29 protein-coding genes are annotated in these 26,472 nt (G+C 70.5%); 11 read left to right on the top strand and 18 right to left on the bottom strand.

The features are described from left to right. Positions 1-14: 14 nt before the first annotated feature. The 5 genes from ACQP2X_RS49325 to ACQP2X_RS49305 all read right to left on the bottom strand — a co-directional run bounded on the left by ACQP2X_RS49325 (position 15) and on the right by ACQP2X_RS49305 (position 5,365). Entirely contained in the window at positions 15-1,631 is a 1,617-nt protein-coding gene (locus tag ACQP2X_RS49325; RefSeq protein ID WP_498693369.1) for a sodium/solute symporter, read from the bottom strand. Next, a complete protein-coding gene (locus ACQP2X_RS49320) occupies positions 1,628-2,014 on the bottom strand; it encodes a DUF485 domain-containing protein (protein WP_498693367.1) in 387 nt (128 codons plus the stop codon). The genes ACQP2X_RS49325 and ACQP2X_RS49320 overlap by 4 nt, the downstream gene beginning before the upstream one ends. Positions 2,015-2,044: 30 nt before the next feature. Beyond that, the gene (locus ACQP2X_RS49315; protein ID WP_498693366.1) at positions 2,045-3,613 is read right to left on the bottom strand and encodes a DUF4153 domain-containing protein; all 1,569 of its coding nucleotides are present in this window, start codon (positions 3,611-3,613) and stop codon (positions 2,045-2,047) included. 70 nt (positions 3,614-3,683) lie between these two features. Further along, the gene (locus ACQP2X_RS49310; RefSeq protein ID WP_498693365.1) at positions 3,684-4,688 is read right to left on the bottom strand and encodes a HAMP domain-containing sensor histidine kinase; all 1,005 of its coding nucleotides are present in this window, start codon (positions 4,686-4,688) and stop codon (positions 3,684-3,686) included. Continuing rightward, positions 4,685-5,365 carry a response regulator transcription factor gene (locus ACQP2X_RS49305; RefSeq protein ID WP_498693364.1) on the bottom strand — a complete coding sequence of 227 codons (681 nt, stop codon included), beginning with the start codon at positions 5,363-5,365 and terminating at the stop codon, positions 4,685-4,687. Before ACQP2X_RS49305 ends, ACQP2X_RS49310 begins: the two co-directional genes overlap by 4 nt. Positions 5,366-5,546: 181 nt before the next feature. Here ACQP2X_RS49305 and ACQP2X_RS49300 point away from each other — a divergent pair, with 181 nt between their 5' ends. Both ACQP2X_RS49300 and ACQP2X_RS49295 read left to right on the top strand, forming a co-directional pair. After that, positions 5,547-5,684, top strand: a complete 138-nt coding sequence (locus ACQP2X_RS49300; RefSeq protein ID WP_498693363.1) for a hypothetical protein — start codon at positions 5,547-5,549, stop codon at positions 5,682-5,684. Further along, positions 5,681-6,175 (top strand): RNA polymerase sigma factor, encoded by a 495-nt coding sequence (locus ACQP2X_RS49295; RefSeq protein ID WP_498693362.1) that lies wholly within the window; start codon positions 5,681-5,683, stop codon positions 6,173-6,175. Before ACQP2X_RS49300 ends, ACQP2X_RS49295 begins: the two co-directional genes overlap by 4 nt. Here ACQP2X_RS49295 and ACQP2X_RS49290 read toward each other — a convergent pair. Beyond that, on the bottom strand, positions 6,101-6,649 hold the full coding sequence (locus ACQP2X_RS49290) for a hypothetical protein (RefSeq protein ID WP_498693360.1): 549 nt from the start codon (positions 6,647-6,649) through the stop codon (positions 6,101-6,103). The two genes, ACQP2X_RS49295 and ACQP2X_RS49290, sit on opposite strands and share 75 nt — an antisense overlap. A gap of 361 nt (positions 6,650-7,010) precedes the next feature. Between ACQP2X_RS49290 and ACQP2X_RS49285 the strand changes: the two genes are divergently transcribed. Then, entirely contained in the window at positions 7,011-7,355 is a 345-nt protein-coding gene (locus tag ACQP2X_RS49285) for a hypothetical protein (RefSeq protein WP_498693357.1), read from the top strand. A gap of 104 nt (positions 7,356-7,459) precedes the next feature. Here the strand turns inward: ACQP2X_RS49285 and ACQP2X_RS49280 are convergent, their stop codons facing one another. Then, complete coding sequence (locus tag ACQP2X_RS49280) at positions 7,460-8,203, bottom strand: LytR/AlgR family response regulator transcription factor (RefSeq protein ID WP_498693355.1); 744 nt, start codon at positions 8,201-8,203, stop codon at positions 7,460-7,462. After that, positions 8,200-9,390: a sensor histidine kinase gene (locus tag ACQP2X_RS49275; protein WP_498693354.1), complete on the bottom strand. Its 1,191-nt coding sequence runs from the start codon at positions 9,388-9,390 to the stop codon at positions 8,200-8,202. The genes ACQP2X_RS49280 and ACQP2X_RS49275 overlap by 4 nt, the downstream gene beginning before the upstream one ends. 150 nt (positions 9,391-9,540) lie before the next feature. Between ACQP2X_RS49275 and ACQP2X_RS49270 the strand changes: the two genes are divergently transcribed. Next, positions 9,541-10,389, top strand: coding sequence for a poly(ethylene terephthalate) hydrolase family protein (locus ACQP2X_RS49270; RefSeq protein WP_498693353.1), 849 nt, complete (start codon positions 9,541-9,543; stop codon positions 10,387-10,389). A gap of 129 nt (positions 10,390-10,518) precedes the next feature. Here the strand turns inward: ACQP2X_RS49270 and ACQP2X_RS49265 are convergent, their stop codons facing one another. Then, complete coding sequence (locus ACQP2X_RS49265) at positions 10,519-12,108, bottom strand: sugar transferase (protein WP_498693351.1); 1,590 nt, start codon at positions 12,106-12,108, stop codon at positions 10,519-10,521. Between the two features lie 171 nt (positions 12,109-12,279). After that, positions 12,280-13,140: an Fpg/Nei family DNA glycosylase gene (locus ACQP2X_RS49260; protein WP_498693349.1), complete on the bottom strand. Its 861-nt coding sequence runs from the start codon at positions 13,138-13,140 to the stop codon at positions 12,280-12,282. Between the two features lie 25 nt (positions 13,141-13,165). Here ACQP2X_RS49260 and ACQP2X_RS49255 point away from each other — a divergent pair, with 25 nt between their 5' ends. From ACQP2X_RS49255 to ACQP2X_RS49245, 3 genes are read left to right on the top strand one after another with little or no spacing between them, the layout of a single operon-like run. Then, entirely contained in the window at positions 13,166-14,338 is a 1,173-nt protein-coding gene (locus tag ACQP2X_RS49255) for a glycosyltransferase family 4 protein (RefSeq protein WP_498693346.1), read from the top strand. Between the two features lie 30 nt (positions 14,339-14,368). Next, positions 14,369-15,871 carry an arylsulfotransferase family protein gene (locus tag ACQP2X_RS49250; RefSeq protein ID WP_498693344.1) on the top strand — a complete coding sequence of 501 codons (1,503 nt, stop codon included), beginning with the start codon at positions 14,369-14,371 and terminating at the stop codon, positions 15,869-15,871. A 60-nt stretch (positions 15,872-15,931) separates the two neighbouring features. Beyond that, positions 15,932-16,750, top strand: a complete 819-nt coding sequence (locus tag ACQP2X_RS49245; RefSeq protein WP_498693342.1) for an alpha/beta fold hydrolase — start codon at positions 15,932-15,934, stop codon at positions 16,748-16,750. Here the strand turns inward: ACQP2X_RS49245 and ACQP2X_RS49240 are convergent, their stop codons facing one another. Both ACQP2X_RS49240 and soxR read right to left on the bottom strand, forming a co-directional pair. After that, positions 16,751-17,545, bottom strand: a complete 795-nt coding sequence (locus ACQP2X_RS49240; protein WP_498693341.1) for an HAD family hydrolase — start codon at positions 17,543-17,545, stop codon at positions 16,751-16,753. Then, positions 17,542-17,982: a redox-sensitive transcriptional activator SoxR gene (gene soxR, locus ACQP2X_RS49235; RefSeq protein ID WP_498693340.1), complete on the bottom strand. Its 441-nt coding sequence runs from the start codon at positions 17,980-17,982 to the stop codon at positions 17,542-17,544. The genes ACQP2X_RS49240 and soxR overlap by 4 nt, the downstream gene beginning before the upstream one ends. Before the next feature lie 45 nt (positions 17,983-18,027). Here soxR and ACQP2X_RS49230 point away from each other — a divergent pair, with 45 nt between their 5' ends. Further along, positions 18,028-18,708: a thiamine pyrophosphate-binding protein gene (locus ACQP2X_RS49230; protein ID WP_498693339.1), complete on the top strand. Its 681-nt coding sequence runs from the start codon at positions 18,028-18,030 to the stop codon at positions 18,706-18,708. Between the two features lie 3 nt (positions 18,709-18,711). Then, the gene (locus tag ACQP2X_RS49225) at positions 18,712-19,575 is read left to right on the top strand and encodes a transketolase family protein (RefSeq protein ID WP_498693337.1); all 864 of its coding nucleotides are present in this window, start codon (positions 18,712-18,714) and stop codon (positions 19,573-19,575) included. On the opposite strand, the gene ACQP2X_RS49220 is transcribed toward ACQP2X_RS49225, so the two are convergent. Then, on the bottom strand, positions 19,572-20,006 hold the full coding sequence (locus tag ACQP2X_RS49220) for a hypothetical protein (RefSeq protein ID WP_498693335.1): 435 nt from the start codon (positions 20,004-20,006) through the stop codon (positions 19,572-19,574). The genes ACQP2X_RS49225 and ACQP2X_RS49220 overlap by 4 nt on opposite strands. 48 nt (positions 20,007-20,054) lie before the next feature. Here ACQP2X_RS49220 and ACQP2X_RS49215 point away from each other — a divergent pair, with 48 nt between their 5' ends. Next, a complete protein-coding gene (locus ACQP2X_RS49215; protein WP_498693333.1) occupies positions 20,055-20,477 on the top strand; it encodes a PH domain-containing protein in 423 nt (140 codons plus the stop codon). Here ACQP2X_RS49215 and ACQP2X_RS49210 read toward each other — a convergent pair. Both ACQP2X_RS49210 and ACQP2X_RS49205 read right to left on the bottom strand, forming a co-directional pair. Beyond that, positions 20,462-21,370 (bottom strand): rhomboid family intramembrane serine protease, encoded by a 909-nt coding sequence (locus ACQP2X_RS49210; RefSeq protein WP_498693331.1) that lies wholly within the window; start codon positions 21,368-21,370, stop codon positions 20,462-20,464. The two genes, ACQP2X_RS49215 and ACQP2X_RS49210, sit on opposite strands and share 16 nt — an antisense overlap. Before the next feature lie 14 nt (positions 21,371-21,384). Beyond that, a complete protein-coding gene (locus tag ACQP2X_RS49205) occupies positions 21,385-21,915 on the bottom strand; it encodes a peptidylprolyl isomerase (protein ID WP_498693327.1) in 531 nt (176 codons plus the stop codon). Positions 21,916-22,079: 164 nt separating this feature from the next. Here ACQP2X_RS49205 and ACQP2X_RS49200 point away from each other — a divergent pair, with 164 nt between their 5' ends. Continuing rightward, complete coding sequence (locus ACQP2X_RS49200; protein WP_498693326.1) at positions 22,080-22,673, top strand: hypothetical protein; 594 nt, start codon at positions 22,080-22,082, stop codon at positions 22,671-22,673. On the opposite strand, the gene eccB is transcribed toward ACQP2X_RS49200, so the two are convergent. From eccB to ACQP2X_RS49185, 3 genes are all read right to left on the bottom strand, one after another. After that, positions 22,674-24,050 (bottom strand): type VII secretion protein EccB, encoded by a 1,377-nt coding sequence (gene eccB / locus ACQP2X_RS49195; protein WP_498693324.1) that lies wholly within the window; start codon positions 24,048-24,050, stop codon positions 22,674-22,676. A gap of 30 nt (positions 24,051-24,080) precedes the next feature. Beyond that, positions 24,081-25,193, bottom strand: a complete 1,113-nt coding sequence (locus ACQP2X_RS49190) for a magnesium and cobalt transport protein CorA (RefSeq protein ID WP_498693323.1) — start codon at positions 25,191-25,193, stop codon at positions 24,081-24,083. Between the two features lie 76 nt (positions 25,194-25,269). Further along, positions 25,270-26,364, bottom strand: a complete 1,095-nt coding sequence (locus ACQP2X_RS49185; protein WP_498693322.1) for an aminotransferase-like domain-containing protein — start codon at positions 26,362-26,364, stop codon at positions 25,270-25,272. Positions 26,365-26,472: the final 108 nt, after the last annotated feature.

Genomic DNA, 26,472 nt, shown 5'->3' with positions numbered 1-26,472 from the left:
TCGAAAGTAGCAGGTCATGACACCCGCAACGACTCCGGCGCGTGCAGGCGGAGCATGGTCGCCCCGACATCGGGCGGCACCCGGCGGCCGGTCAGCAACGAGCCGGTGACCATGACGAAGAAGGCCAGCGGAACGGTCCACGCGGCGGGCTCACCGATGAACTCGGCGAACCATCCGTCCAGCGGTGGCCCGAGCACGGTGATCAGGACGGCCGCCATCGAGGCGCCGCCGCCGATCAGGATGCCGGCGATCGCGCCCACGTCGGTCAGCCGCCGCCACCAGATGCCGAGCACCAGCAGCGGGCAGAAGCTCGACGCCGCGACCGCGAAGGCCAGGCCCACCACGCGTGAGACGTCCATGTTGGAGGCGTAGATCGACAGCATGATGGGCACGACCGCGGCCAGCACCGTGGCCAGGCGGAAGTCACGGACCGAGCCGCCCCGGCCGGCGTGCAGCACGTCGGTGAAGACCACGCCGGCCACGCTGGTCAGCAGGCCGGAGGAGGTGGAGAGAAAGGCGGCGAGCGCGCCCGCGGTGACCAGCGCGGCCAGTAGCCGGCCGAGGTGACCGCCGCCGAGCGCGGCCTCGGGTAACAGGAGCACGACCGCGTCGGTACGGCCCGTCATGAGCAGCTGTGGTGTGTAGATGCGCCCGAGAACGCCGTACAACGTCGGCAATAAATAGAAGAGCCCCACGAGACCCAGCACGACCAGGGTGGTGCGACGGGCCGAGGCGCCGTCGGGGTTCGTGTAGAAGCGCACGAGCACGTGGGGCAGGCCCATGGTGCCGAGGAAGGTGGCCAGGATCAGGGAGTACGTGGCGAAGAGGGTGCCGTCGTCGCCGGGCAGGAGCCAGTCGGCGTCGAACTGGCTGTCCACGGTGCTGACGACCGGAACCTCTTCGCCCTTCTGATACGTAAGTTCCTGTCCTTTTTGTACGGCTTGGCCGTCGATCACCGCGTCCTGCTCGACGACGACCGTGGTCGCGGCCGGAAAGACCGTGGGAGTGACCTCGGGACGACCGTCCGACTGCCATTGCAGCACCAGGAAGATCACCGGGACGGCGAGCGCGGTCAGCTTCAGCCAGTACTGGAAGGCCTGCACGAAGGTGATCGCCCGCATGCCGCCGAGCGCCACGTTCGCGGTCACCACCACGCCGACCAGCAGGGCGCCCCAGATGTACGAGCCGCCCGTGACCGTGGTGAAGGTGAGCCCGGCGCCCTGCAACTGCGGCACCAGGTAGAGGCAGCCGATGAAGACGACGAAGACGCTGGCCAGCCGGCGCAGGGTCAGCGAGCCGAGCCGCACCTGGCAGAAGTCGGGCAGGGTGAACGCGCCCGAGCGTCGCAGCGGCGCGGCCACGAAGAGCAGCAGGGCCAGATAGCCCGCGGCGAAGCCCACCGGATACCAGAGCACGTCGACGCCGTAGCGCAGCACCAGGCCGGCGACGCCCAGGAAGGACGCCGCCGACAGATATTCGCCGCTGATCGCGGCCGCGTTCCAGGCCGGGCTCACCGAGCGCGAGGCGACCAGGAAATCCGAGGTCGTACGGGCGAACCGCAGACCGTAGACGCCGATGCCCACGGTCACCAGCACCACGACCACCAGGCCGGGCACGACGTACGGGTTCACCGCTCGGGCCTGCGGATCACGGCGATGAAGTCCTGCTCGTTGCGTTCGGCCCAGCGCACGTAGGCCCAGCCCACCACCAGCAGGAACGGGAACGCGGCCACGCCGAGCAGCAGCCACGGCAGATAGACGCCGAAGATCTTGAACCCGGCGACGCCGGGCGCGGCCACGAACAGCAGCGGCAGTGCGCCGAGCGCGATCACCACGACCAGCGCAAGCCGCAGCGCGAGCGCCAGCTGGGCGCGCATGAGGCCCTTGACCAGGGCCTCACCCACCGGTGTCTGTTCCGCGAGGTCGGTGCGGGTCAGGTCGGCCGGGCGGCTGCGGGCCGCGACTTCCCCGAGCACGACCCTCGTACGCCTGGGGGTCTCGTCATCGGGGGCCATGCCGGGAGTCTGTCCGCCCCGGACAGGATGTCAAGACCCGCAACGGGCATTCGGGTCGATCAACTGCTGTGCCCGCTCCCGGCCCCAGTTCCAGCTGCGCCAATCACCGCTCTGGATGTCGATGTGGGCGATGACGCAGTTCCGGCGGTCGCCCGGCATGTCGATCAGGGCCGGCACGGCGTCGGGCGAGAGGTTCTGGAGATAGACCAGGTCGATCTCCCGTCCGTGGGCCGGATGCAGGTTGCGCTCGGCGATCATCGCGTCCGGGTTGGCCGCGGCCAGGCCGAGCAGGGCGAGCACTCCGGCCGCGATGGCCACTCGGGGCAACCAGGGAGCTTTTATCCGTACGCCGGCGAGCAGCACCAGGAGCAGGGTGAAGATGACCCAGAGCTCGCAGCAGAAGACCAGCAGGCGCAGGCGGGTCAGGCCGTACTCGGCGGTGTAGATGGTCATCCGGTTCAGGGCGGTGGCCGCGATGACCAGCGTGAGCGTGGTCAGCGCGCCCAGGATGACGCGGATGAGAAGGCGGTCGGCGGGCTTGTCCCGAGGTGCCCAGCGGGCGGCGCCGGCCAACACCACGAGGGTCAGGGCGGTGACCGCACTGAGCTGGAAGAAGCCGGTGCGGGCGGCGTTCGCGTATTCGGCGACCACGAAGTTGCCGCCGAACAGCACCACGGCCTGCACGCCGACGAAGGCGCCGAACAGCATCGTGAGCAGGAACAGCGGGATCGCCCACTCCCAACGGCGCACCTTGCGGCCCTCGGTGGTGTCCAAACTCGACAGGTTGGGTGGAGCGCTCGTCAGGAAGGCGGCCCCGCCGACGATCATGGTGGCCAGCCCGCCGATGAAGACCCAGCGGAAGATCGAGGCGCCGTTGAGGTCGGGCATGACCGCGTCGATCGCCTGCGAGAAGTAGAGGTCGGCCGAGGCCAGGAGCGCGCCGAAGGCCACGAGCAGCACGATCGAGACGATGGCGGTGGCGGCGACGCGCATGCTGGCGCCCCGGCTGAGCCCCTTTCGCAGCCAGGACAGGGCACGGAAGGGCGCGACGAACGACATGGTGTAGCCGGCGAAGATGCTGCGCATCGAACGGCCGCCGGCCAGCGCGAGGGCGGCGGTCAACGTTGCCGTCACCAGGCAGAGGGCGAAGAGCCAGCCGGCCGCGCGCAGGGTGCTGACCGCGAGCAGGGCGACGGTGGCGATCGACCAGGCGAGTCGTTCGGGCGCGATTCGCCCGCGCGTGTCTCTCCCCGGCGTGTCTTTCCCCGGCGTGCTTTTCGTCGACGCGTCGGAGTCGGTGGCGTTCTCGACGGTGGCCGGCGGTCGGGCCGGTGGGAGCGATGGCAGCCGGGCCGGTGCGAGCCGGGCCACGACCAGGGCTGCCACCGCCGCCAGCGCGCTGACCAGCCAGCCCACGCCGGGTGGGCCCAACGGGAGGCTGAACGCCACCACGCCGGCGGCGGCCACGACGGCGCCGGCCGTGGCGCCGCTCGCCGGCAGGCCCGGGCCGGGCCATTGGCGCCACCAGGGCGCGGCGGACGGCCAAGGTCTGTGAAGAGGCCGTGTCTTCCAGTGCGGCGGGTTCGTGGTGAGGGACATGGCTCTACCTCCGTGAGGGCAGCATCGACCGGCCCGCCTGGTCAGCCAAGCGGGCTATGTGAGGTCTTGCTCAAAGTGGCAACGTCACCTGGATGTGGCAGCCGGGGCGGCCGCGCTCGGGGTCGACCACGGCGATCGTGCCGTGGTGCATCTGCACCACCCAGCGGGCGATGGCCAGGCCGAGGCCGGTGCCGCCGCCGGCCGGCCGCTCGCCGCGGGTGAACCGCTCGAAGACCCGGTCGCGCTCGCCGGGCGGGATGCCCTCGCCCTCGTCGGCGACCGAGACGAGCAGGTGTTCGCCGCGGCGCTCGGCGCGCACCTCGACCGTGCCGCCGGGCGGGCTGTGCCGGGCCGCGTTGTCGACCAGGTTGGCGAACACCTGGTGCAGCCGCTGCCGATCGCCCGGCACGACGATCGCGGGCGACGTGACCTTGAAGAGCACGTCGCGCCCGGCCCCGGCCGCGTTGACCTCGGCCTCGCGCACTACGTCGTGCAGGAAGGCCGGCACGTCGATCGGATGGCTGGCCAGCGGTGTCACCCCGGCGTCGACCCGGGACAGGTCGAGCAGCTCGGTGACCAGGCGGCCGAGCCGCTCGGTCTGGGCCAGGGCGGTCCGCATCATCGCCGGATCGGCCTCGGCCACCCCGTCGACGATGTTCTCCAGCAGGCCCTGGAGGGCCGTGATGGGCGTACGCAGCTCATGCGAGACATTCGCGATCAGCTCACGCCGCTGCCGATCGGCCGCGCCCAGGTCGGCCGCCATCTGGTTGAAGGCGGCGGCCAGCTCGCCCACCTCGTCGGCCGAGGTGGCCCGCACCCGGCGGCCGTAGTCGCCCTGCGCCATGGCCCGGACCGCCGATGTCATCTCGCGCAGCGGCGACGTCATGCCCCGGGCCAGGAACTGCACGATGGTCACGCCGATGACCGTGGCCGTGACGCCGGTCCAGATCGGGAACCAGCCCAGCCACAGGTAGAACCAGACCAGACCGCTGAAGCCACCGGCGAACAGCACCATGATGATCTTCATCTTGATCGACCGCACCGGGTCGAGCGGTCGCGGCAGTTTGATTTTCACCGCTCGACCTCGAGCGCGTAGCCCACCCCGTGGACCGTACGGATGAGGTCGGAGCCGAGCTTGCGGCGCAGGCCCTTGATGTGGCTGTCGACCGTTCTCGTGCCGGAGGCGTCGGCCCACCCCCAGACGTCGGCGAGCAGGCGCTCGCGCGGAAGGACCGTGCGCGGGTGTGCGGCCAGGTGCACCAGCAGGTCGAACTCGGTCGGCGTCAGGTGGGCCTCGACGCCGGCCCGGGTCACCCGCCGCTCGGCCTGGTTGATCTCGAGATCACCGAACCGGAGCGGCGCCGGCTTCTCGGGCGCCGTCTTCGTGGCCCGGCGCAGCAGCGCGTGCACCCGGGCCGAGAGCTCGCGCATGGAGAACGGCTTGACCATGTAGTCGTCGGCGCCGACGGCGAGACCCACCAGCAGGTCGGTCTCGTCGTCGCGGGCGGTCAGCATGAGGATCGGCACCGGGCGCTCGGCCTGGATGCGGCGGCACACCTCGAGGCCGTCGAAGCCCGGCAGCATGACGTCGAGCACGATGGCGTCCGGTGGCGTACGCCGCGCGGCCTCCACCGCCGAAGGACCGTCGCCGGCCACCTCGACCGTGAAGCCCTCGGCCCGCAGCCGCGCCGCGACCGCCTCGGCGATCGTCTTCTCGTCCTCGACGACCAGGACCCGTCGCTCCGTTTCCACGGCTCCCCACCTTTCCTCGTCGTGGCGGCCGGTGCGCCCCCGTGACCCACCGGCCGACGGCGGTGAGCCTATTGATCACCTGTGCGGGCCGGGCGCTGAGGTTGTGAACAACCTGTGGAGACACTTTCGCCGCGTCCAGCGTTTCTCCCATAACCGTATATAAACGGTAAAGGGGGAACAGTTGGACATCATCGATCCGTTGGTCGGTGCGCTGGTCGCACAGGTCATCAACTGGATGGTGGCGGAACTGCCCGGCCTGCGCATCCGCCACTTCGACCTCCGTATCACCTGGCGGTCTTCCTCGGATGACGCGCCGTGACGACCTTCGACACGTTCTATCGGGAGAACTTCCGGTGGCTCTTCGTCCGGATGAGGGTGGAGGGCCTGGGCGAGCAGGACGCCGGTGACGTCGCCCAGGAGGCGATGCTGCGGCTGTACCGGCAGTGGTCCGAACTGGACCGGTCGTCGGGGCCGGCCCTCAAGGCGTACGTGCTGACCACGGCGAAGAGGATCCGGGTGGATCGGGCCCGTCATGCCGTACGACAGCGGACGGGCCTGACCAGGATGGCGCCGCTCGTGCGGGTGGCCGAGGACGACGCGTACGGCGGAACGGAGGCGCTCGACGTGCTGCGCGTGCTGGACGGCCCGTCGCGCGAGGTGATGTCGCTGCTCTACGACGGCTTGCGGATCGGGGAGATCGCCGCGCTGCTCGGCCGCAACCCCTCGACCGTCCGGTCACAGCTGCAGAAAGCCCGCGAGACCCTGCGGCCCTTGTTGGCCCGTCAGAAGGAGATGGATCATGGCCGATGAGGTGCTGACGCCGGAGGAGCGCGCGCTCTTCTCCCGGGCGGAGGCGGAGGCGCTGGCCGGCTTGTCGTTCGACTGCGAGGCGGGCTTGGCCGACGTGAGAACGCGAGCGGCGGCCACCCCAGCGCTGATTCCACGCCAGCGCACGGGAGCGGCAGCGGTGCGAGCGCGCCTCGGCGTGGTGGCGGCGGTGGTGATGGCGGCTTTCGGGGTGACGTACGGCTTCCAGCAGGCAACGACCGGCGCCATGGTTTTTTCCGGGCCTTGGCCGGCGCCTTCGGTACCGTCCGCCTCCGCCGGCCCTTCCGCCGGCGCGTCCGCCTCCTCCGGCCTTTCCGCCGGCGCGTCCGCCTCCTCCGGCCTTTCCGCCGGCGCGTCGGCCTCTGTGCGGCCCGACGGCTCTACGGTCCAGCGGACATTTCCGGCGGGCGGCCCGCTTGGCTTCCCTTCGTTCGCCGGCTCTGTGAGCTCGTCCACTGCTGGTTCGCCCTATATGGGCGGTTCCGTTGGCTCATCCTCCGCAGGTGGCTCCGCCGGCTCGCCGTCCGCGGATGGCCTTGCCGGCTCGCCCTCTGCGGGTGGCGCTTTCGGCTCGCCGTCCGCGGGTGGCTCTGTCGGCTCGCCTTCTGGGGGTGGCTCTGGTGGGTCGCCCTCCGTGGGTGGGCCTGCTGGCTCGCCTTCTGCGGGCGGCTCTGGTGGGTCGCCCGCAGCGTCCGGCCCGTCCCGGCCCACGTCGGCCCCGCCACCGTCCGGGTCGCCGCCACCGTCCGGGGCGCCGCCCTCGCCGGGGGTGGGCGCGGCGACGTACCGGCTGCGTTATCCGGCGACCCTGGTCGCCGTGCCGATCGGAGACATGGGCCCGCAGAGCCTGAACCTGGACGAGCCGAAGATCGTCGACGACGGCCCGGTGCGGATCACGGCGTCGCCGGACAGCGGCGACTCGGTCCTGAACAGCGGCCGCGGCGTGCTGGCGGCGATGATCCCGGCCGCCGACGTGACACCCGGCGCCTGCGCCCAGGCGATCCAGGCGGCGCCGGGCTCCCGCTTGCCCCTGCGCGAGGACCGGACGTACTGCCTCATGACCGCCGGCTCCCAGCAGACCCTGGTCCGCCTGAACGTCGAGCAGCCCGAGCAGGACGGCGAGCTCCTGCTGCGGATCAAGGCCTGGGACGCTCTGCCGTGAGCTGCGCCGGAGAGGGTTATCCACCGCTGGCATGTGGATAACCCTGTGGACAAGGGTGTGGGGCTGTGGATAACCGTGTGGATGGGGTGGGGAACGCGGTGTGGTCAGCGCTGCCAGTCGTGCTTGGCCGCGCGGATCAGGCGGTCCTTCAGCTCGCGGGTGTGGCGGCGGCTGACCGGCAGTTCTACGCCGTCGATGTTCACCACGTAGCCCGACGGGGTCAGGCGTAGCTCGGCTATCAGGCGGATCTGCACCAGGAACGAGCGGTGGATGCGGACGAAACCGGCGTCGGCCCAGCGGTCGGCCAACGTGGCCAGGGAGACGCGGACCAGGTGGGAGGCGTCCGAGGTGTGCAGGCGGGCGTAGTCGCCCTGTGCCTCGACCCAGCGGACCGATGATCTCGGGAGCATGCGGGTGGTGCCGGCCAGTTCGACGGGGATGGCGGGCTCGTCGGCGGGCTGGGTGGGTGCGGCGGCGGGGACCGTGCGCAGGCCGGTCACGCGGCGGAGGGACTCGCCCAGGCGTTCGGCTCGGACGGGCTTGCGGACGTAGTCGGTGACGCCCAGGTCGAAGGCGTCGACGGCGCCGTCGTCGTAGGCCGTGACGAAGACGATCGCTGGTGGGCGGGCGAAGCGGCGCAGGATGCGGGCCAGCTCCATGCCGTCGAGGCCGGGCATGCGGATGTCCAGGAACACCGCGTCGACCTCGGTGTCGCGCAGCACGCGCAGCGCCTCGGTGGCGTCGCCGGCTCGGTGCACGTGTGCCACCCGGCCGTCGGCGTTGAGCAGGTAGGCCAGCTCGTCGAGGGCGGGTGGCTCGTCGTCGACGGCCAGCACGACAAGGCTCACGCTCGCACTCCCGGATGGAACTTCGGCACTCGCATGCTCACCTTCGTCCCGGCGCCGGGCGCGGTCTCCACGACCAGGCCGAAGTGGTCGCCGAAGACCGAGCGCAGGCGCTCGTCAACATTTGCCAGGCCCACGTGCTGCCCGTCGTCGGTCTCGGGCCCGCCCGCCGCGAAGACCTCCGGATCCATGCCGACGCCGTCGTCCTCGACCGTGATGTGACATTCGGCACCGGCGTCCTGTGCCTCGATGCTCACCATACCGACGCCCGGCTTACGGGACAGACCGTGGCGGACGGCGTTCTCGACGAGCGGCTGGAGGCACAGGAAGGGCAGGCCGACGGGTAGGACCTCGGGGGCGATCTGGAGGCGTACCTGAAGCCGGTCTCCGAACCTCGCTCTTTCGATGGTCAGATAGCGGTCGATGGAGCGCAGCTCCTCGGCCAGGGTGGTGAAGTCGCCGTGGGCCCGGAAGGAGTAGCGGGTGAACTCGGCGAACTCGAGGATCAGCTCGCGGGCGCGCTCCGGGTCGGTGCGCACGAACGAGGCGATCGCGGTCAGCGCGTTGTAGATGAAGTGTGGGCTGATCTGGGCCCGCAGCGCCCGCACCTCGGCCCGGGCCAGACGCTCGCGGGACGATTCGAGCTCGGCCAGGGCGATCTGGGTGGCGGCCCAGCGGGCGGTCTCGAGGGTGGCCTGGACCAGTCCGGGCGCGGGGTGGTCGTCGGCCACCGCGACCAGGGCGGCCGCGGCCCGGCCGTCGGGTCCGGAGAGTGGGGCGACGACGGCGCCGCGGACCACGCAGTCGACGCGGTCGCAGGGCAGGTCGGCGGCGGCCAGCACAACCGACCGGTGGGTGTCGAGGGCGCGGGTGGCGGCGGCGGTGAACTGCTCGGAGTGGTGGCTGCCGCGGCCGTCGAAGGCGAGGCAGCGGTCGCCGTCCGCGATGGTCAGGCCGGCCGCGCCGACCAGGGCGCGCAGGTGGCGGGCGGCTTTGCCGGCCGAGGTGGGGCTGAGGCCGCCGCGCAGGGGCTCGGCGGCGAGCGCGGCCGTGTGCAGGACGTCGTAGGTGGCGCGCTGCATGGCGGTGGCGATGCCGCGGCGGGCCCGGAGCCGCACCACGGCGAGGACGGCGGCGGCCAGGGCGGCGAGGACGGCGACGACCGCGAGCACGCTTCCGACCTGGTTCACGCTGGAGATATTGACGGCTACGACGGCAGGCGTCCACTTTTCATACCGTGTTGGCAGGGTGCCAATTGGGATTACCGGTCGGTAACACAGCGATCAACAATCGATTCACATCGATACACGTGCGACACCCCACACCCCAGGGAGTGCTCCATGAAGAGACTCGCGCTGATCGCCGCGGTCGCCCTCGCCGTCGCCGCGCCGGCCGCACCCGCCCAAGCCGCCAACCCCTACGAGCGCGGACCGGCCCCCACCACCGCCAGCATCGAGGCGAGCCGTGGATCGTTCGCCATCGCCCAGGTCACCGTGGCCCGCTCGTCGGTCAGCGGCTTCGGCGGCGGCACGATCTACTACCCGACCAGCACCGCGTCCGGCACCTTCGGGGCGGTCGCGATCTCGCCCGGATTCACCGCGTCGCAGTCCAGCGTGTCGTGGCTCGGGCCGCGGCTGGCCTCGCAGGGCTTCGTGGTGATCACGATCGACACCAACAGCACGCTCGACCAGCCCGACAGCCGGGGCACGCAGCTGCTGGCCGCGCTCGACTATCTGACCGGGCAGAGCTCGGTCCGTACGCGGATCGACGCCACCCGGCTCGGCGTCATGGGGCACTCGATGGGTGGCGGCGGCAGCCTGTCGGCCTCGCGGACCCGGCCCTCGCTGCAGGCGGCCGTCCCGCTGACCCCCTGGCACGGCACCAAGAGCTGGAGCACCGACCGGGTACCCACGATGATCATCGGGGCCGAGAACGACACGGTGGCGCCGGTCAGCTCACACTCCGAGCCGTTCTACACGAGCATGACGTCCGCGCCGGACAAGGCGTACCTGGAACTGAACAACGCCAGCCACTCGGCCCCGACCTCGACCAACGTGACCGTCGCGAAGTACTCGCTGTCGTGGCTCAAGCGCTTCATCGACAACGACACTCGCTACGACCAGTTCCTGTGCCCGGCCCCTTCGGGATCAACGATCCAGGAGTACCGGGCCACCTGCCCGCACAGCTGAGCTGGCTGGCTCCGCTTCGCTCCGCGGGCAATCGCCTTGTAACCGGTGAGATGGCAGGCAATTTTCCGCCACCCGCAAACCCCGCGGGCGTCGAAAAATCACATGCCATCTCACCGGCGGCGATTGCGGCTAGTAAGCGCCCTTGCGCTTGAGCACTACCCAGATCGTGCGCCAGAGGATGCTGAGGTCGTACGTCAGGGACCAGTTGTCGACGTAGTACAGGTCCAGGCGTACGGCCTCGTCCCATGAAAGATCGGAACGGCCGGAGACCTGCCACAGGCCGGTGATGCCCGGGCGGACCAGCAGGCGGCGGCGGACGTCGCCCAGATAGTCGCCGTCGTCGGCCGGCAGCGGGCGCGGGCCCACCAGCGACATCTCGCCCTTCAGCACGTTGATCAGCTGGGGAAGCTCGTCGAGCGAGGTGGCCCGCAGCTTGGCGCCGAAGGCGAAGATCCGGGGGTCGTTCTTCATCTTGAAGAGCATGCCGTCGGACTCGTTGAGCTCTTCCAGCGTGCGCTTGCGCTCTTCCGCGTCGACGTACATGGTCCGGAATTTCCAGACCCGGAACGTGCGGCCCTCGTGGCCGACGCGGGGCTGCCGGAAGAAGACCGGGCCCGGATCGGAGAGCTTGATGCCGATCGCGATGACCAGCAGGATCGGGCTGAGCAGGAGCAGGCCGATGCCGGCGGCGACCCGGTCGAGCAGGTTTTTGATCAGCCAGCCGGGGCCGGAGAGGGTCGGCTCCTCGACGTGCAGCAGCGGCAGGCCCTCGATCGGGCGGATGTGCACCCGGGGGCCGGCGATGTCGGTGAGCTGCGGCGCGACCACCAGGTCGACGCCCGTGCCCTCGAGCTGCCAGGCCAGGCGGCGCAGCTCGCCCGGCTCGGCGCTGGCCGAGCCGCAGACCGCGATGGTGTCGGCGCCGACCTCACGCACCAGCGAGAGCACGTCGCGGGCGGCGTAGACCGGCACCGGAGTCTCTATGCCGCGGGCGGCGGCGTAACCGTCGGTGATGTGGATCGCGACCGGGATGAGGCCGGCGGCCGGGCTGCGGGTGACCGCGGTGTAGACCTCGAGCGCCTCGGGCAGCGTGCCGACCAGGATCATCCGGTGGGCGCCGTGCCCGGTGCGCCGCCGGGCGAAATGCAGCACCTGGCGCGCCAGCACGCGGTCGAGCAGCAGGAACAGCACCGCGCTGAGCGAGACCAGGGCGACCGTGCCACGCGAGAGCTGGGTCTTGGTGGCGAACGCCAGCAGCGACACACAGGCCACGACGGTGACCGAGGTGCGGACGATGCGTTTGAACTCTTCGCTGCCCAGGCCCAGGTAGCGGCGGTCGTACGTGCCGTTGGCCCAGAGCAGGATCAGCCAGCCCAGCGGCAGCACGAGGTACGCGAAGAAGTAGAAGAGCTCGGCGCCGTGCAGGAACCCGAGGGACCGCTCCTGGAAGCCGGATTTCGCCTTTTCCAGATATGTCGCGGCGAGGTAGCTCGCCGACAGGACGGCGAGAAGATCGAGAAGGACCAGGACCGCTGTGTACGGGCGGTGCCAGCGCGACAGGCGCTTGTGCTGCCGGGTCCAGGCCGATCGGGGTACGCCGTTGCTCGGCGGCGGCTCCTGCTGCCACTCGAAGCTGTCGTACGGCACGGGTCTGCTCCGGCTGCTGTCGGTAACTGGGCGATGCAGGCTAGCGGTCACCTCGCCTACGTCCTCCCGCATCCGGAAAAGATTACGCACCGCCACGGAATTCGAGGAAAGCCGCTACTCCGGGGCCCGCTCGAACGTGTGACGGTTACGTTGGACCGGGCCACTATACCGATGGATCCGGCGGAAAGAAGCGGACGTTCAGGCCGCTTTCCCACTCCTGTACGCAGGGTGACCGTTGCGGCGCTAACGGATCAACTTGGACAGGCGTCGGTCGGCGAGCGGCTTTCCTCCGGTCTGGCAGGTCGCACAGTACTGGAGGCTCTTGTCGGCGAACGACACCTCCCGCACCGTGTCGCCGCAGACCGGGCAGGGCAGCCCGGTGCGCGCGTGCACCCGCATGCCGGCCCGCTTCTCGCCCTTGAGCTCGGCCGCCCGCTGCCCGACCGAGCGCTCGACGGCGTCGGTCTCGACCTCGCGCATCGCCTCGTAGAGCGTGGTGATCTGCTCGTCGGTCAGCTTGCCGGTGAGCGCGAAGGGCGACATCTTCGCCACGTGCAGGATCTCGTCGGAGTAGGCGTTGCCGATGCCGGCCAGCACCTCCTGGTCGACGAGCACGCCCTTGACCTGGCCGTTGCGCCCTCGAATGCGCTCGGCGAACTCGTCGCGCGAGACGGCCAGCGCGTCGGGGCCGAGCCGCGACACGCCGGGCACCTCGGCCGGGTCGCGCACCAGGTAGGCCGCGAGGGATTTCTGGGTGCCGGCCTCGGTCAGGTCGAAGCCGGAGCCGTCGTCGAGGCGTACCCGAAGGGCGATGGGACCGCTGCCCGGCTTGAGCGGGGCCGGCGACTTGAAGGCGTCGCGGTAGTGCAGCCAGCCGGCGCGGGCCAGATGGATCACCAGGTGGATCTCGGGACCCAGGCCGATGTCGAGGAACTTGCCGTGCCGGCCGGCCGAGGTGATCTCGAGGCCGTTGACGGCGGTGGCGGGCGGGTCGTACGTCTTCAGCGCGCTGAACGACGAGACCTCGAAGCGCTGCACGGTGTGGCCGACCGCGCGCTCACGCAGATAGGCCGCGAGCGCCTCGACCTCAGGAAGTTCGGGCACGGCATCAACGGTAGCGTTTCCGAGCGTGAAGGTCGTCGTTGCGCACAACCGGTACCGAGAAGCGATGCCGTCCGGTGAGAACGTCATCGTGGACACCGAGATCGCCCAGCTCCGCGCGGCGGGGGCCGAGGTGATCCCGTTCCAGCGCAGCTCCGACTCGATCGGTGAGCTGCCCCTGGCCGAGAAGGCGCTGCTGCCCCTCTCGCCGATCTACGGGCGGGCCGCCCAGCGCGATCTGGCCCAGCTCCTCGAGGCGGAACGACCGGATGTGCTCCATTTGCACAACCCGTACCCGCTGCTCTCGCCCTGGGTCGTCCGGACCGCGCACAAGCACGGGGTCCCGGTGGTGCAGACCGTGCACAACTATCGCCAGGTCTGCTCGTCCGGGCTGTATTTCCGCGACGGGCACAACTGCCAGGACTGCCGGGGCAAGTTCATCGGCTGGCCGGCCGTGCAGCACAAGTGCTACCGGGGCTCCTCGGCGCAGAGCGCGCTGATGGCGACCACGCTGGCCGTGCACCGGCCGACGTGGCGCTCGGTCGACCGCTACATCGCGCTGACCGACCGGATCGCCGCCCACCTGCGTGACTACGGCATCGCCGACGACCGGATCGTGATCAAGCCGAACGGCCTGCCCGACCCGGGCGAGCCCGAGCCGCTGGGCGAGGGGTTCCTCTACGGCGCCCGGCTCTCGCCCGAGAAGGGGCTGGGTCTGCTGCTCGACGCCTGGCAGCGGCATCCGGACGGCTCGCTCGGCACGCTGCGCATCGCCGGCGACGGCGAGCTGCGCCCGTTGGCCGAGCGGGTCTCGGCGGAGCGGAAGGATGTTGAATATCTCGGCATTCTCGACCGAGAGGGCATGGTGGCGATGCGCCGCGCGTCGGCCGTGGTCGTGCACACGCCGACCTGGAACGACACGCTGCCCACGGTGCTTCTCGAGGCGCTCTCGGCCGGTCGGCCGGCGCTCGGAACGGCGGTGGGCGGCATCCCGTACATCGTCGGTGACACCGGCTGGGTCGTGCCCCCCGAGCCCGAGGCGATCGCGGCCGCCCTTCCTCTGGCCCGCGCCGAGGCCCCGGCCCGGGCCAGGGCGGCCCGGGAGCGCTACCTGCGCCATTTCCATCCCGACGTGCTCACCGCGCGGCTCCTGGAGATCTACGCCGGACTCTCAGCGAACTCCGAGCGCTCGCCGAGGTAGAAGGCGCGCCGGCCGGGGAAGGCTCGGTCGGTGACGACCCGAAGGAACCTTCTGCTCGGCGCGGGCGCGGCCGCGCTCACCGGAGTCGCCGGCGGCGGCTTCGGCTATGCGATCGGTACGCCCGCGGCTTCGGTGACGCCTTCCCCGGGCGACGCCACGCCGAAATACTCCTCCCGCCCCGATTTCCAGAACATCGCCGACATCACGATCACGACCCCGGCGTCCGGGACGGCGCCGGGCCACCTCCTGTTCAGCCCGGCCTCCGGCACGAGTCTGTGGGGACCGCTGATGGTCGACGAGACCGGCTCGCCGGTCTGGTTCCGGCAGACGCCGCCGCCGGCCACCGTGTCGATCGACTTCAAGGTGCAGCGCTATCGGAAGCAGCCGGTGCTCACCTGGTGGGAAGGCACGATCGGCGGAACCGGCGGCCAGGGGGTCGGCCAGGGTGAGTTCGTGATCGCCGACCGGTCGTACCGGGAGATCACCCGGGTCCGGGCGGCCGGCACCGAGCAGGCCGACCAGCACGACCTGATCATCACGCCGCAGGACACGGCGCTCTTCTGGGTGTACGACCCGAAGGCGTACGACCTGACGTCGGTGGGTGGCCCGAAGGACGGGGTCCTGCACGACGGCGTGCTCCAGGAGATCGACATCGCCACCGGCCGGAAGCTGTTCGAGTGGCGGTCGAGCGACCACGTCGGCGTGGCCGAGTCGTACGCCCCGCTGCCGCAGGGCGACTCGGCCCACCTGCCCTACGACTATTTCCACGCCAACTCGGTGGGCCTGGCCGCCGACGGCGATCTGATCGTCTCGGCCCGGCACACCTGGGCCGTCTACAAGATCGACCGGAAGACCGGCGCCGTCCGCTGGCGTCTCGGCGGCAAGAAGTCCGACATCTCGGTCGACGAGCGGACCAGCTTCGCGTGGCAGCACGACTTCCGGCAGCGGCGCGACGGCTCGTGGAGCGTCTTCGACAACGGGGCCGGGGTGACCAAGGTCCGGGACTACTCACGCGGGGTCGTGTTCACAGTGGATGAAGACGCCAAGAAGACGACATTCGTCGCGGAATACGTGCACCCCGACCGGATCTCGGCGCCGACACAGGGCAATTTCCGGGAGCTCGCCGACGGCGGCTCGTTCATCGGCTGGGGGCAGATGCCGCACTTCACCGAGCACGAGGCGGACGGCTCGGTGCGGTTCGCCGGCCACATCCCGCTCGACAACCAGTCGTACCGCGCCTACAAGGCCGAGTGGGACGCCGAGCCGCTCGACCGCCCCGCACTGGGCCTGCGCGTCGACGGCGGCAACGTGACCGTGTCGGCCAGCTGGAACGGCGCCACCGCGGTCGCGCGATGGCGGGCCCGCTGGGGTGCCCAGCCCGACGTGCTCACCGGCGGCACGATCGAGGCGCGTCGGTCCGGCTTCGAGACCACACTCACGGTTCCAGGCATTCCCGAGTACGTCGTGGCGGAGGCGCTCGATGACAAAGGCGCCGTCCTGGGCGTGTCCTCGGCCATCCCGGTCCGCGTTTGACAGTGGTGGCTAATCGCGTTAGCTTTTAGCTAACGAGCTTAGCCATTGCTGGAGGTTGTCATGTTTGTCGAAGTCGAGGGCGGCACGATCGCGTACGAGGTGACCGGCGAAGGCCCGCTGGTCGTCCTGGCCCACGGCATGGGCAACAGCCGGGACGCGTACCGGTTCGTGGTGCCGAAGCTGGTCGAGGCCGGCTATCGGGTGGCCGCGGTCGACATCCGCGGCGCCGGCCAGTCGAGTGCCGTCTGGCCGTCGTACACCCGCACCGACATCGCCGGCGACCTGATCGCGGTGATCCGCCACCTCGGCGGCCCGGCCGTGCTGGTCGGCCACTCGATCTCGGGCGGCGCCGCCACCATCGCCGCGGCGCGGGCGCCGGAGCTGATCACCGGCGTGGTCGAGCTCGGCCCGTTCACCCGGTCGCAGTCGATCAGCCTGGGCGACCTGCGCGTGAAGCGCTATCGGACCGGCATGATCCGGCTGCTCGCCGCCGGCGTCCTGGGCAGCGTGAAGTGGTGGCACCGCTACCTCGACGTGGCCTTTCCCGGCCGCAAGCCGGCGGACTGGCAGGCCCAGCTCGACCGCAGCGCGGCCATGCTGGCCGAGCCGGGCCGGATGAAGGCGCTGCAGAAGATGGGCCAGTCGACTCCCGCCGATGCGGGCGCCCAGCTGGCCAACGTCAAGGCGCCGGCCCTGATCATCGAGGGCACCCTCGACCCGGACTGGGCCGACCCGCGCGCCGAGGGCGAGGCCATCGTGGCGGCCATGCCCCACGCCCGGCTGGCCATGATCGAGGGCGCGGGCCACTACCCTCACACCCAGTTCCCCGACGAGGTGGTGGCGCTCATGCTCCCGTTCCTCCGAGAGCACGCCCTCTAGTCACTCGGAAGTGGACAGACCCAGCTTCTCCAGGCCGCGGGCGAAGCCGTCGTCGGCGGCTGATGCGGTGGTGAAGGTGGCGGCCGCCCGTACGGCTGGATGTCCGTTGGCCATGGCCACCGACTGGCCGCAGCAGGCGAACATGGCCAGGTCGTTCGGCATGTCGCCGAAGGCGACGGCCTCCCGCGGTGACAGCCCGAGCAGGTCGAGGGCGCGCCGGGCGCCGGAGGCCTTGTCGACGCCGGGCGGGCCGATGTCGACCAGATGGTCGGCCGAGTAGGTCACGTTCAGCCTCGCGGCGAGACCGGCCGCGGTCAGCCGCTCCACCATCTCGTCCGAGGTCAGCGTCGCGTGCCGGAGGACGGCTCCGTAGGCCGGCCGATCGGCCAGCGTGTCCAGCGTGGCCGACCGCCACGGCTCCCGGGGCGCCTGGCCACGCAAGCGCAGATAGGCCGGCGTCATCTTCCACGCGTCGACACCGAAGACCGACATGCCCACCCCGGGCAGGGTCCGGGCGAAGTCGAGCAGGGCACGCAGCTCCTCGGTGGCGATGACCTCCTCCCACAGCGTCGCGCCGGTTGCCGGGTTCCAGCCCAGGGCGCCGCCGTTGCTGACCGCCAGGGCGAGATGGTCCGCGAACGGGCCGAGCCGCCGCACGCCGGCCGGGGTGCGGGCCGTGACGGCGATCAGGGGGACGGTCAGCCGGTGCACCGCGGCCAGCGTGGCCGGGGTGATCACGTCGCCGGTCGGCACGGCCGTGCCGTCGAGGTCGGTGACGACCGCCCGGATCGTCACGGGACCGGGTTCAGCAGGACCTGCGGGCCGGTGCCGTCGGAGGCGAAGCGGTCACCGGGGTTGATGAGCTTGCAGCGGTGCAGGGAGAGGCAACCGCAGCCGATGCAGCCGGTCAGCTGGTCGCGGAGGCGCTCCATGAGGGCGATCTTCTCGTCCAGGCGGTGGCGCCAGTGCGCGGACAGCTTGGCCCAGTCCGCTTTGGTCGGTGTCCGATTTTCCGGAAGGTCGGCCAATGCCGTTCTTATCTCGTCCAGCGAGACGCCGACCTGCTGGGCGATGCGGATGAAAGCGACCCGCCTCAGCTCGGCGCGGTCGTATCGGCGCTGGTTGCCGCCGGTGCGGGTGGAGCGGATCAGGCCCTCGCGCTCGTAGTAGCGCAGGGCCGAGGGCGCCACCCCGCTGCGGGCCGCGAAGTCGCCTATGGTCAGGGTCTCCATGGGGGTCCTTGAGTTGAAGTGAACTTCAACTTGCAGCCTATCCTCATGACCGTCACCGCGATGCACACCGACCGGCTCCGCCCGCTGTTGCGGCGGCTGACCGGCGACGAGAAGCACGCGCCGAGCGCACACTCGACGCTGGACGTCCTCTGGGTCCTCTACGACCGCGTGCTGCGGGTGAGCCCGGAGACCGCCGACGATCCCGGCCGCGACCGGTTCCTGCTTTCCAAGGGCCACGGGCCGGCCGCCTACTACGCCGTGCTGGCGGCCAAGGGCTTCATCCCGGAGTCGGCGCTGGACGATCTCGGCGGGTGGGACAGCCCGCTCGGCCATCATCCGGACCGCGTGCGCATTCCGGGTGTCGAGGTCGGCACCGGCTCGCTCGGGCACGGCCTGGGTCTGGCCGTCGGCACCGCGCTGGGCCTGCGGGCACAGGGCTTTACCGCCGCGCGGACCTTCGTGCTGGTCGGCGACGCCGAGTTGGACGAGGGCTCCAACCACGAGGCGATCGCGTACGCCGGCGCGACCCGGCTGCCGCTGACCGCCATCGTGATCGACAACCAGTCGTCCACACACGGCTGGCCCGGCGGCATCGCCGCCCGGTTCGTCGGCTGGGACGTCGCCATGGCCGACGGGCATGACCGGGGCGAGCTGGAGTGCGCCCTTCAGAAGACGCACGAACGCCCGAATCTGGTCATCGCCACGGTCGAGAAGAAGGGGAGCTGAAAGATGCGGCAGACGTTCATCGACACCACCACGCAACTGCTCGCCGACGATCCGCGCACCGCGCTGGTGCTGGCCGACATCTCGGCCGAACCCTTCGGCCCGGCCCGCCGCCGGCATCCCGACCGCGTGATCAACGTCGGCATCCGCGAGCAGCTCATGACCGGCGTGGCCGGCGGGCTCGCGTTGACCGGCATGCGGCCCTATGTGCATTCGTACGCCCCGTTTCTCATCGACCGGGCGTACGAGCAGGTGAAATTAGATCTTGGTCATCAGGACGTGGGCGCGGTGCTGGTCAGCATCGGCGGCTCCTACGACGCGGCCGCCGAGGGCTACACGCATCAGTCGCCGGGCGACGTGGCGCTGCTGGACACGCTCGACGGCTGGACCGTGCACGTGCCGGGTCACCGTGACGAGGTGGCCTCGCTGCTGCGGGACGCCGCCCGGCACGACGACCGGGTCTACGTGCGGCTCAGCGTGCAGGAGAACCGGCGGGCGCACGTCGCGCCCTTCCTTCAGGTGATCACGAGGGGTGGCCCGTTGGTGGTGGCGGTCGGGCCGATGCTCGATCCGGTGCTGGAGGCGACCCGCGACCTGGACGTCACCGTGGCGTACACGAACACGCCGCGCCCGCTCGACGCCGAGGGCCTGCGCGCGCTCACCGAGCACGAAGTGATCATGGTGGAGCCCTACCTGGCCGGCACGTCGGCCGCGGCGGTCAGCGCGGCCCTGACGGGCCTTCCGCATCGCGCGCTGCATCTGGGTGTGGGCAAGGCGGAGGTGCGGCGGTACGGCACGTGGCGCGACCACGCCCGGGCCCATGGCCTGGACGCCGCCGGCCTGCGTGCCTCGATCAGCAGCTTCGTCTAGGCCGCGATCGCGCGCGGCCGGAAGACGTTCTGCAGCAGCTGGTCGAAATGGATCACGGCCTTCGGGCTGCTCAGCCGCATCCGGAACCGCTCGCGCACCCCGTCCACCGCGGTCGCCGTCACGTCCACCCTGGACCGTGCCGGTTCCGGCTGCCACGAGACGTTGCTGAGATGCCGCAGGTTGGCGTTCAGATGCAGCTTCAGCCGGTGCAGCACCTTCGTCTCCTGGGTCACCACCAGCCGGCGATAGGTCAGCACCAGCATGAACTCGCCGGCCATCGGCGCGTCCGGGCGCAGACATCGGCTGACCAGCACGGTCTTCTCGTCCGGCTCGATGCAGCGGCGGAAGATGGGCATGTGCCGGCTCACGGTCGGGATGGCGACACCGGCCTCGGCGGCAGCGGGGAGGAACGTACGGGAGAACACGTCCATACGGCGTTCAACGGTGCCGGCGCGAGGAAGTCACTGCATAGTTGGGGCATGCAGTGGCGTGTGAAGCCGGTCCTCCCGGTCTCGAAGCTGATGGGCGCGGTCGCGGTCGTGGTGCTGGCGGTGGCCTTCGCGGCGAATGACCCGGTTCGCTGGGTCCTGGCCGCGGTCGTCGGCGCCGCGCTGGCGCTGTGGGCGCTGCGCGATCTGATCAGGCCGGTCCGCCTGGCGGCGGACCCGTCGGGGGTCACCGTGGTGGCCGGGTTCGCGCGCCGTCGCCGCTTGCGCTGGGATCAGATCGAGAGGGTACGGGTCGACCGCCGCACCCATCGGGGTCTCCGCAGCGAGATGCTCGAGCTGGACGCGGGCGACGCGATCTACCTTTTCAGCACCCACGACCTGGGCACCGAGCCCGAAGAGGTCGCCACCGCCCTGGCCGACCTGCGGGTCACCGCCGCTCAGAGCAACATCTGAGTCCGTACGACCGCGCCGATCAAAAGCACCAGAAGCACCGCCGCGCAGCCGATCAGCTGGACCCGGCTGCGGTTGCGCATCGGTGCGTAGGCCAGGACGTAGGCCACCGCGCCACCGACGACGAGGCCGCCGAGGTGGCCGGCGATCGACACGTTGGGCACGGCGAAGGTGAAGAGCAGGTTGACCACCAGCAGCGGGATGAGCTGGCTGATGTCGCGCTTGAGCCGCCGGTTCACCACGATCATGGCCAGGAAGAGCCCGAAGATGGCGGTCGAGGCGCCCGCGGCGGGCTGGTTCTGCGGGGTGAACAGATAGGCCGCCACGTTGCCGCCGAGACCGGCCAGCAGATAGAGCGCGGCGAAGCGCCACGGCCCGAACTGGATCTCGAGGTAGCGCCCGAGCTGCCAGAGCAGCCACATGTTCAGCGCCAGATGCAGGATGCCGTAGTGCAGGAACATGGCGGTGACCAGCCGCCACCACTCGCCGGCGGCGATGCCGTGTGCCTCGCCGCCGAGCACGTACGGCGCGTAGCCCAGCACCTCGCCCCAGCGGGTGAGCGGTGTCTCGGACCCCATGAGCCCGAACCAGCCGCCGGCCCCGGCCAGGGCGGTGGCGCCGCCCAGGACGGCCGACAGGGCCATCACGGCCACGTTGATGCCGATCAGGGTGCGTGTCACGTAGCCACCGGCGCCGGCGCGGCTGCCGCCGAAAGCGGTACGCGCCGGCCGCTGGCTTCGCTTGCCCTCCGCGACACACTCCGGGCACTGGTGACCGACGGACGCCTCGTTCATGCAATCGGGGCAGATCGGCCGGTCACAGCGGGTGCACCGGATGTAGGTCTCCCGCGACGGATGGCGATAGCAGACCGGGACCGTCGAGGGAGCCTCACTCATGTATCAACGGTACTTCAGGACTGCGCCCGCTCGATTTCCACCCGCTCCACGACGACGTCCTCGCGGGGACGGTCGCCGGGGCCGGTCGCCGTGTTCGCGATCGAGTCGACGACCTTGGCCGACTGCTCGTCCGCGACCTGGCCGAAGATGGTGTGCCGACGGTTGAGGTGCGGGGTCGGGGCCACCGTGATGAAGAACTGCGAGCCGTTGGTGCCCGGGCCGGCGTTCGCCATGGCGAGCAGGTACGGGCGGTCGAACTGGAGCTCCGGGTGGAACTCGTCGGCGAACTGGAAGCCCGGGCCACCGCGACCGGTGCCGGTCGGGTCGCCGAGCTGGATCATGAAGCCGGCGATGACCCGGTGCGAGATCGTGCCGTCGTAGTAGGGGCCGTTGCCCTTCTGGCCGGTGCGCGGGTCGACGTAGTCCTTCGTGCCCTCCGCGAGCTCCACGAAGTTGCGCACGGTCGCCGGGGCGTGATCCGGGAACAGCTGAAGCCGGATCGGGCCATGGTTGGTGTGCAGGGTGGCGTAAAGCGTCTCGGCCACGGGTACTCCTGTCTGTGTCACGGTCGCCCCACAGGTACCTCTCAGGGGGCGATTGGACAGTTCTTTGCAGTTCGGATCCTCCCCCATGTGTCTGAAAGCGGCAGCGCGGGGGTACCGAAGCAGGGCACGATGACGTGGGAGAGAGCCACAGGAGGTGGGCACTGGTGTTCGCAACGATGCGCCGTAAGAGCCGCAGCCGGCGGATGAAGAACGAGCTCAATCAGGGCGTGGATCACTTCAAGCGCGCCGCCACCCTGGCCGCGCAGGAGACCAGCGCGACCGTGGGCCCGACGCTGACCGCCGCCGTCGACCGGGTTCAGCCGGCCGCGGTGAAGGCCAAGGACGCCGCGTCGAGCGGGTGGGGCAGCGCCGTGGCGACCATCACCCCGCTGGTGGCGGCCGCGAGCGACAACGTGAAGCAGGCCGGCAAGGTCAGCAAGAAGTCGGCCAAGCAGAACAAGAAGGAAGCCAAGAAGCTGCAGAAGCGCGCGAGCAAGGCGGTGAGCCGCAAGCAGAAGAAGGGCCGCGGCTCCAAGCTGCTCGGCTTCGCGCTGCTCGGCACGGCCATCGGCGTCGGCGCGGCGTACGTCAACAAGCGCCGCCGGGCCGCCCAGTGGGACGAGTACGAGCCGGCCGCCCCGCTGACCACCAACCGGAACACGAGCGCGGACGACGCCGCGTTCGAGCCGGACGAGCCGCAGGCCTACACGTCGTCGCCGAACGGCACGGTGCCGAACCCGGCGCCGAAGACCCTGTAGCTATTGCGGAGCTGTCTGACGGGCCCGCGCTGGATCCAGCGCCGGGCCCATCGGCATGAGCGACATCAGCTCGGCCGGCACCTGTTGCGGCCGCACCCCGCCGTAGCCCAGCTTGGTCAGCAGGGCCCGGCCGGCCAGCGGATATTGCCGGCCGGTGTCGGTGACGACGCTGACCGTGCCGGACCCGGCGGGCGCGGTCGACGAGGCGGCGGAGACGGTGACCGCGCCCTTGCCGCGCTCGACGAAGACCCGGTCGGCCCGCACGCTGTTGTCGGCGCCGGGAATGCCGGCCACGGCCAGTCCCTGCGGCGTGGTCGGGTCGATCCGGATGCCGTCGCCGGACTTGTCGACCGGCAGGGTGATGCACGCGCGGGCCGGCGCCGCGTCGGCCAGCGGGGGCACGGACGGCGGTAGCCCGTCGGGGTCGCCGGCGTCGCTCACTCGGGTCTTCGACGTCGGGATGCTCAGGAAGTCGTTGCCGACGGCTATCGGCTCCTGGCGGCCCGTGCGCATGAGAGCCGCCTGCATCTCGGTCAGCACGGCCTTGCCATCGGCCAGGATCACCGCCACCTGGCGCGAGTCGGTGACCAGTTGGCCGACCCGGAAGTCGCTGCCGGCCGAGTTGCCACCGGCACCGGGGATCTGTGGGGCGACCAGGTCGGGACCGGCCGGCACCGCGTTGATCCAGGCGACCGAGACCGGCCAGGGCGTCTGGGCGCCGAGGCGCAGCGCGTTCAGCGTGAGGTCGACCCTGGTGGCCGGAATGGCGAAGCGCCGGTTACCGAAGATCAGGTAGGTGCGGTCGTCGGGGTCGCTCACCAGCAGGGCCTGGCTCTTCTGCGCCAGCACCGTGCCGTCGGTGATGCGGACGCCGGCCAGCAGCGTGCTGAGCGGCGAGCCCGACGTGTTGTCGGTGCAGACCGACCAGCGCTCGGTGAGCAGCGCCTTCTTGCCCGGCAGGGAGTCGGGCGCGTCCGGGATGCCGAGCGGGTCGCCCAGCGGCACGGTGGCCAGCTTCTCCGACGAGATGCCCTTCATGGCGGGCGCCTCGGCGTTGGCCAGCAGCAGGCCGGAGGCGTAGTTGAGCACCGGGTGCAGCCGGCTGTCGGCCTTGGAGTAGACGAAGCGGGCGCCGGTGCCCTTCTCCTGGAAGACGACGCTGTCGTCCTCCGGGCTGACGTTGCTGTTGCCGGTGATGACGCCGTAGATCGTGGCGGCGAGCACCGCGAGCGCGGCGATCAGCAGGCTGACCAGCGCGGTCGTGCCGGCCCGGCGCAGCGGCGAGCGCTGCGGGTCGGGGTCGTGGGTGACCAGCGCGGCCACCACTCGCTGCAGCGAGTACTGGTACGAGTGGAGCTGGTCCTGACGCGACGGCACCCCGTCACTCTAGGGGCCGTTGTCGATCCCTTACAGCCAGCCGCTGCGCCGTAGCGCGCGGTAGAGCAGCACCGAAATGATCAAAATGACGGTCCACCACGCCGGATAGCCGTACTGCCAGTCGAGCTCGGGCATGAACTTGAAGTTCATCCCGTAGATGCCGGCGCCGGCGGTCCACACGGTCGCGATGGCCGCCCATGCGGCGATCTTGCGCATGTCGTTGTTCTGGTCGACCGTCACCTGCGCCAGCCGGGCCTGCAGGATCGAGTTGAGCAGGTCGTCGAACGACGACACCTGCTCGACTGTACGGGTCAGGTGGTCCTGCACGTCGCGGAAGTACTTGCCGATGCGCTTGGGCACCAGCGCCACGATCATCGCCAGCGGGCGCTGCAACGGCGTCACCGCGCGGCGGAACTCCACCAGCTCGCGCTTCATCTGATAAATCGCCGGAATCGGGCTGGCCTGGTCGCGGGCGAAGACGCCCTCCTCGATCTGGTCGAGGTCGACCTCGACCTTGTCGGCCACCGCCACGTAGTGGTCGACCACCCGGTCGGTCACCGCGTACGCCACCGCCCACGGGCCCTGCTCGAGCAGATCGGCCCGGCTCGACTCGAGGTCGGCGCGGACCGAGCCCATCTCGGAGGCGTCACCGTGGCGGACGGTGATGACGAACTGCTCCCCTACGAAGATCATCATCTGGCCGGTCTCGACGACCTGCGAGGTCTCGGTGAGCTGGCTGTGCGGCACGTAGCGGGCGGTGCGCATGACCAGGAAGTGCACCGAGCCGAAGTTCTCCAGCTTGGGGCGCTGCTCGGCCTTCACCGCGTCCTCGACGGCCAGCTCGTGCAGGCCGTACGTCCTGGCGATGGCCGCCATCTTGTCCTCGCCCGGCTCGTGCAGACCGAGCCAGACGAAGGCGTTCTCCTGCGAGCAGGCGATCTTGAGCGCCTCGTCGGGCGAGTGGTCGCCGGGCAGGCGCTGGCCGGCCACGTAGACCGCGCAGTCGACCACGGCGCTGCCCGCGCCGTGACCGGGACGAGCGCCGTTCGGGCTGCCGTCGGCGGCGCCCAGCACCCTGTTCATGGCCCGCAAGGGTGCGGCGAGGGCCCGCGAGAGCGGCCTGTTCCGTTCGCGATCGCTCATCTGAACCTCCCCCACACAAACGTCGACCGGGCAAGGGTGAAACGTACCCGCCCGGTCGACGACGATGTCTGCCGCGTCAGGCACGTACCTCTTCGATGGCGGCGGCGATCCGGCGGACGCCCTCGTCGATCTGGTCGACGGTGACGGCCGAGTACGCCAGGCGCAGCGAGTGGTTACCGCCCTCGAGCAGGAAGTCGCTGCCCTTGACGACCGCCACGCCCTTTTTCATCGCGGCCGGGAACAGCTTGTCCACGTCGACGTCGTCCGGCAGGTCGACCCAGAGGAAGTAGCCGCCGTCGGGCTCGGTGAAGGTGGCGCCCGGGATGTGCTTGCGCAGCGACTCGGCCAGCACCTGGGCCCGCTCGCCGAGCGCCGTGCTCACGGTCCGCACGGAGCGCTCGATGTCACCGGAGACGCAGAACTGGTGCACGATCGCCTCGGAGACCATACCGGGCGAGATGTACAGGTTGGTGGCCTTCTTGGCGATCGCGTCGATCAGCGCGGCCGGGCCGACCAGATATCCGACGCGCACGCCGGGGCAGACCGTCTTGGTGAAGCTGGAGGCGTGCACTACCGCGTTGTCGCTGTCCATCGACAGCATCGACGGCAGCGCGTCGCCGCGGAACCGGATGTCGACATACGGGTCGTCCTCGAAGATGGTGAAACCGAACTCGACGGCCAGCGCGAGCAGCGCGCGGCGCTTCTCGACCGAGAGCGTGATGCCGGCCGGGTTCTGATAGTTCGGGATGATGTGCGCGAGCTTGGGGCGCACGCCGGACTCGAGCAGGGCGCGCAGCTCGTCGACGGCGATGCCGTCGGACTCCAGCGTCACCTGGTGCACCTTGGCGCCCAGGTTCTGCAGGCTGAGCAGCGTGCGGTCGTACGTCGGCTTCTCCACCACGACGTCGTCGCCCGGCTGCACCAGGTGGTTGAAGAGGAAGGCGTCGGCCTGGAGCGAGCCGTTGGTGACGATGACCTGGTCGGCCGAGACGTTGTGCTTCTCGGCGATCCACTTGCGCAGCGGGACGTAACCGACGGACGTGCCGTAAGCGGTCACGCCGGCGGGGTCGGCGTCGAAGGCGCGGGCGGCGGCGGCCTTGAGGCCCTCGACGTCGATGATGTCCAGCGACGGAGCGCCACGGGCGAAGGAGATCAGCTGCTCAGCGGTCATGCTGACAAGCTTACGAGCAGCCTCTATAGAATTTTCGTCTGCCTCGTGCGGTCCGGGCTGTGGGACAAGGGCCGTATTGTGCAGCCTTTAAGAAGATTTAGGAGACAC

The organism is Actinoplanes sp. CA-131856 (assembly GCF_050956135.1).
GTDB lineage: Bacteria > Actinomycetota > Actinomycetes > Mycobacteriales > Micromonosporaceae > Actinoplanes.
The sequence above is the reverse complement of the archived record's forward strand: the minus strand, read 5'-3'. Positions and strand labels throughout refer to the sequence as shown.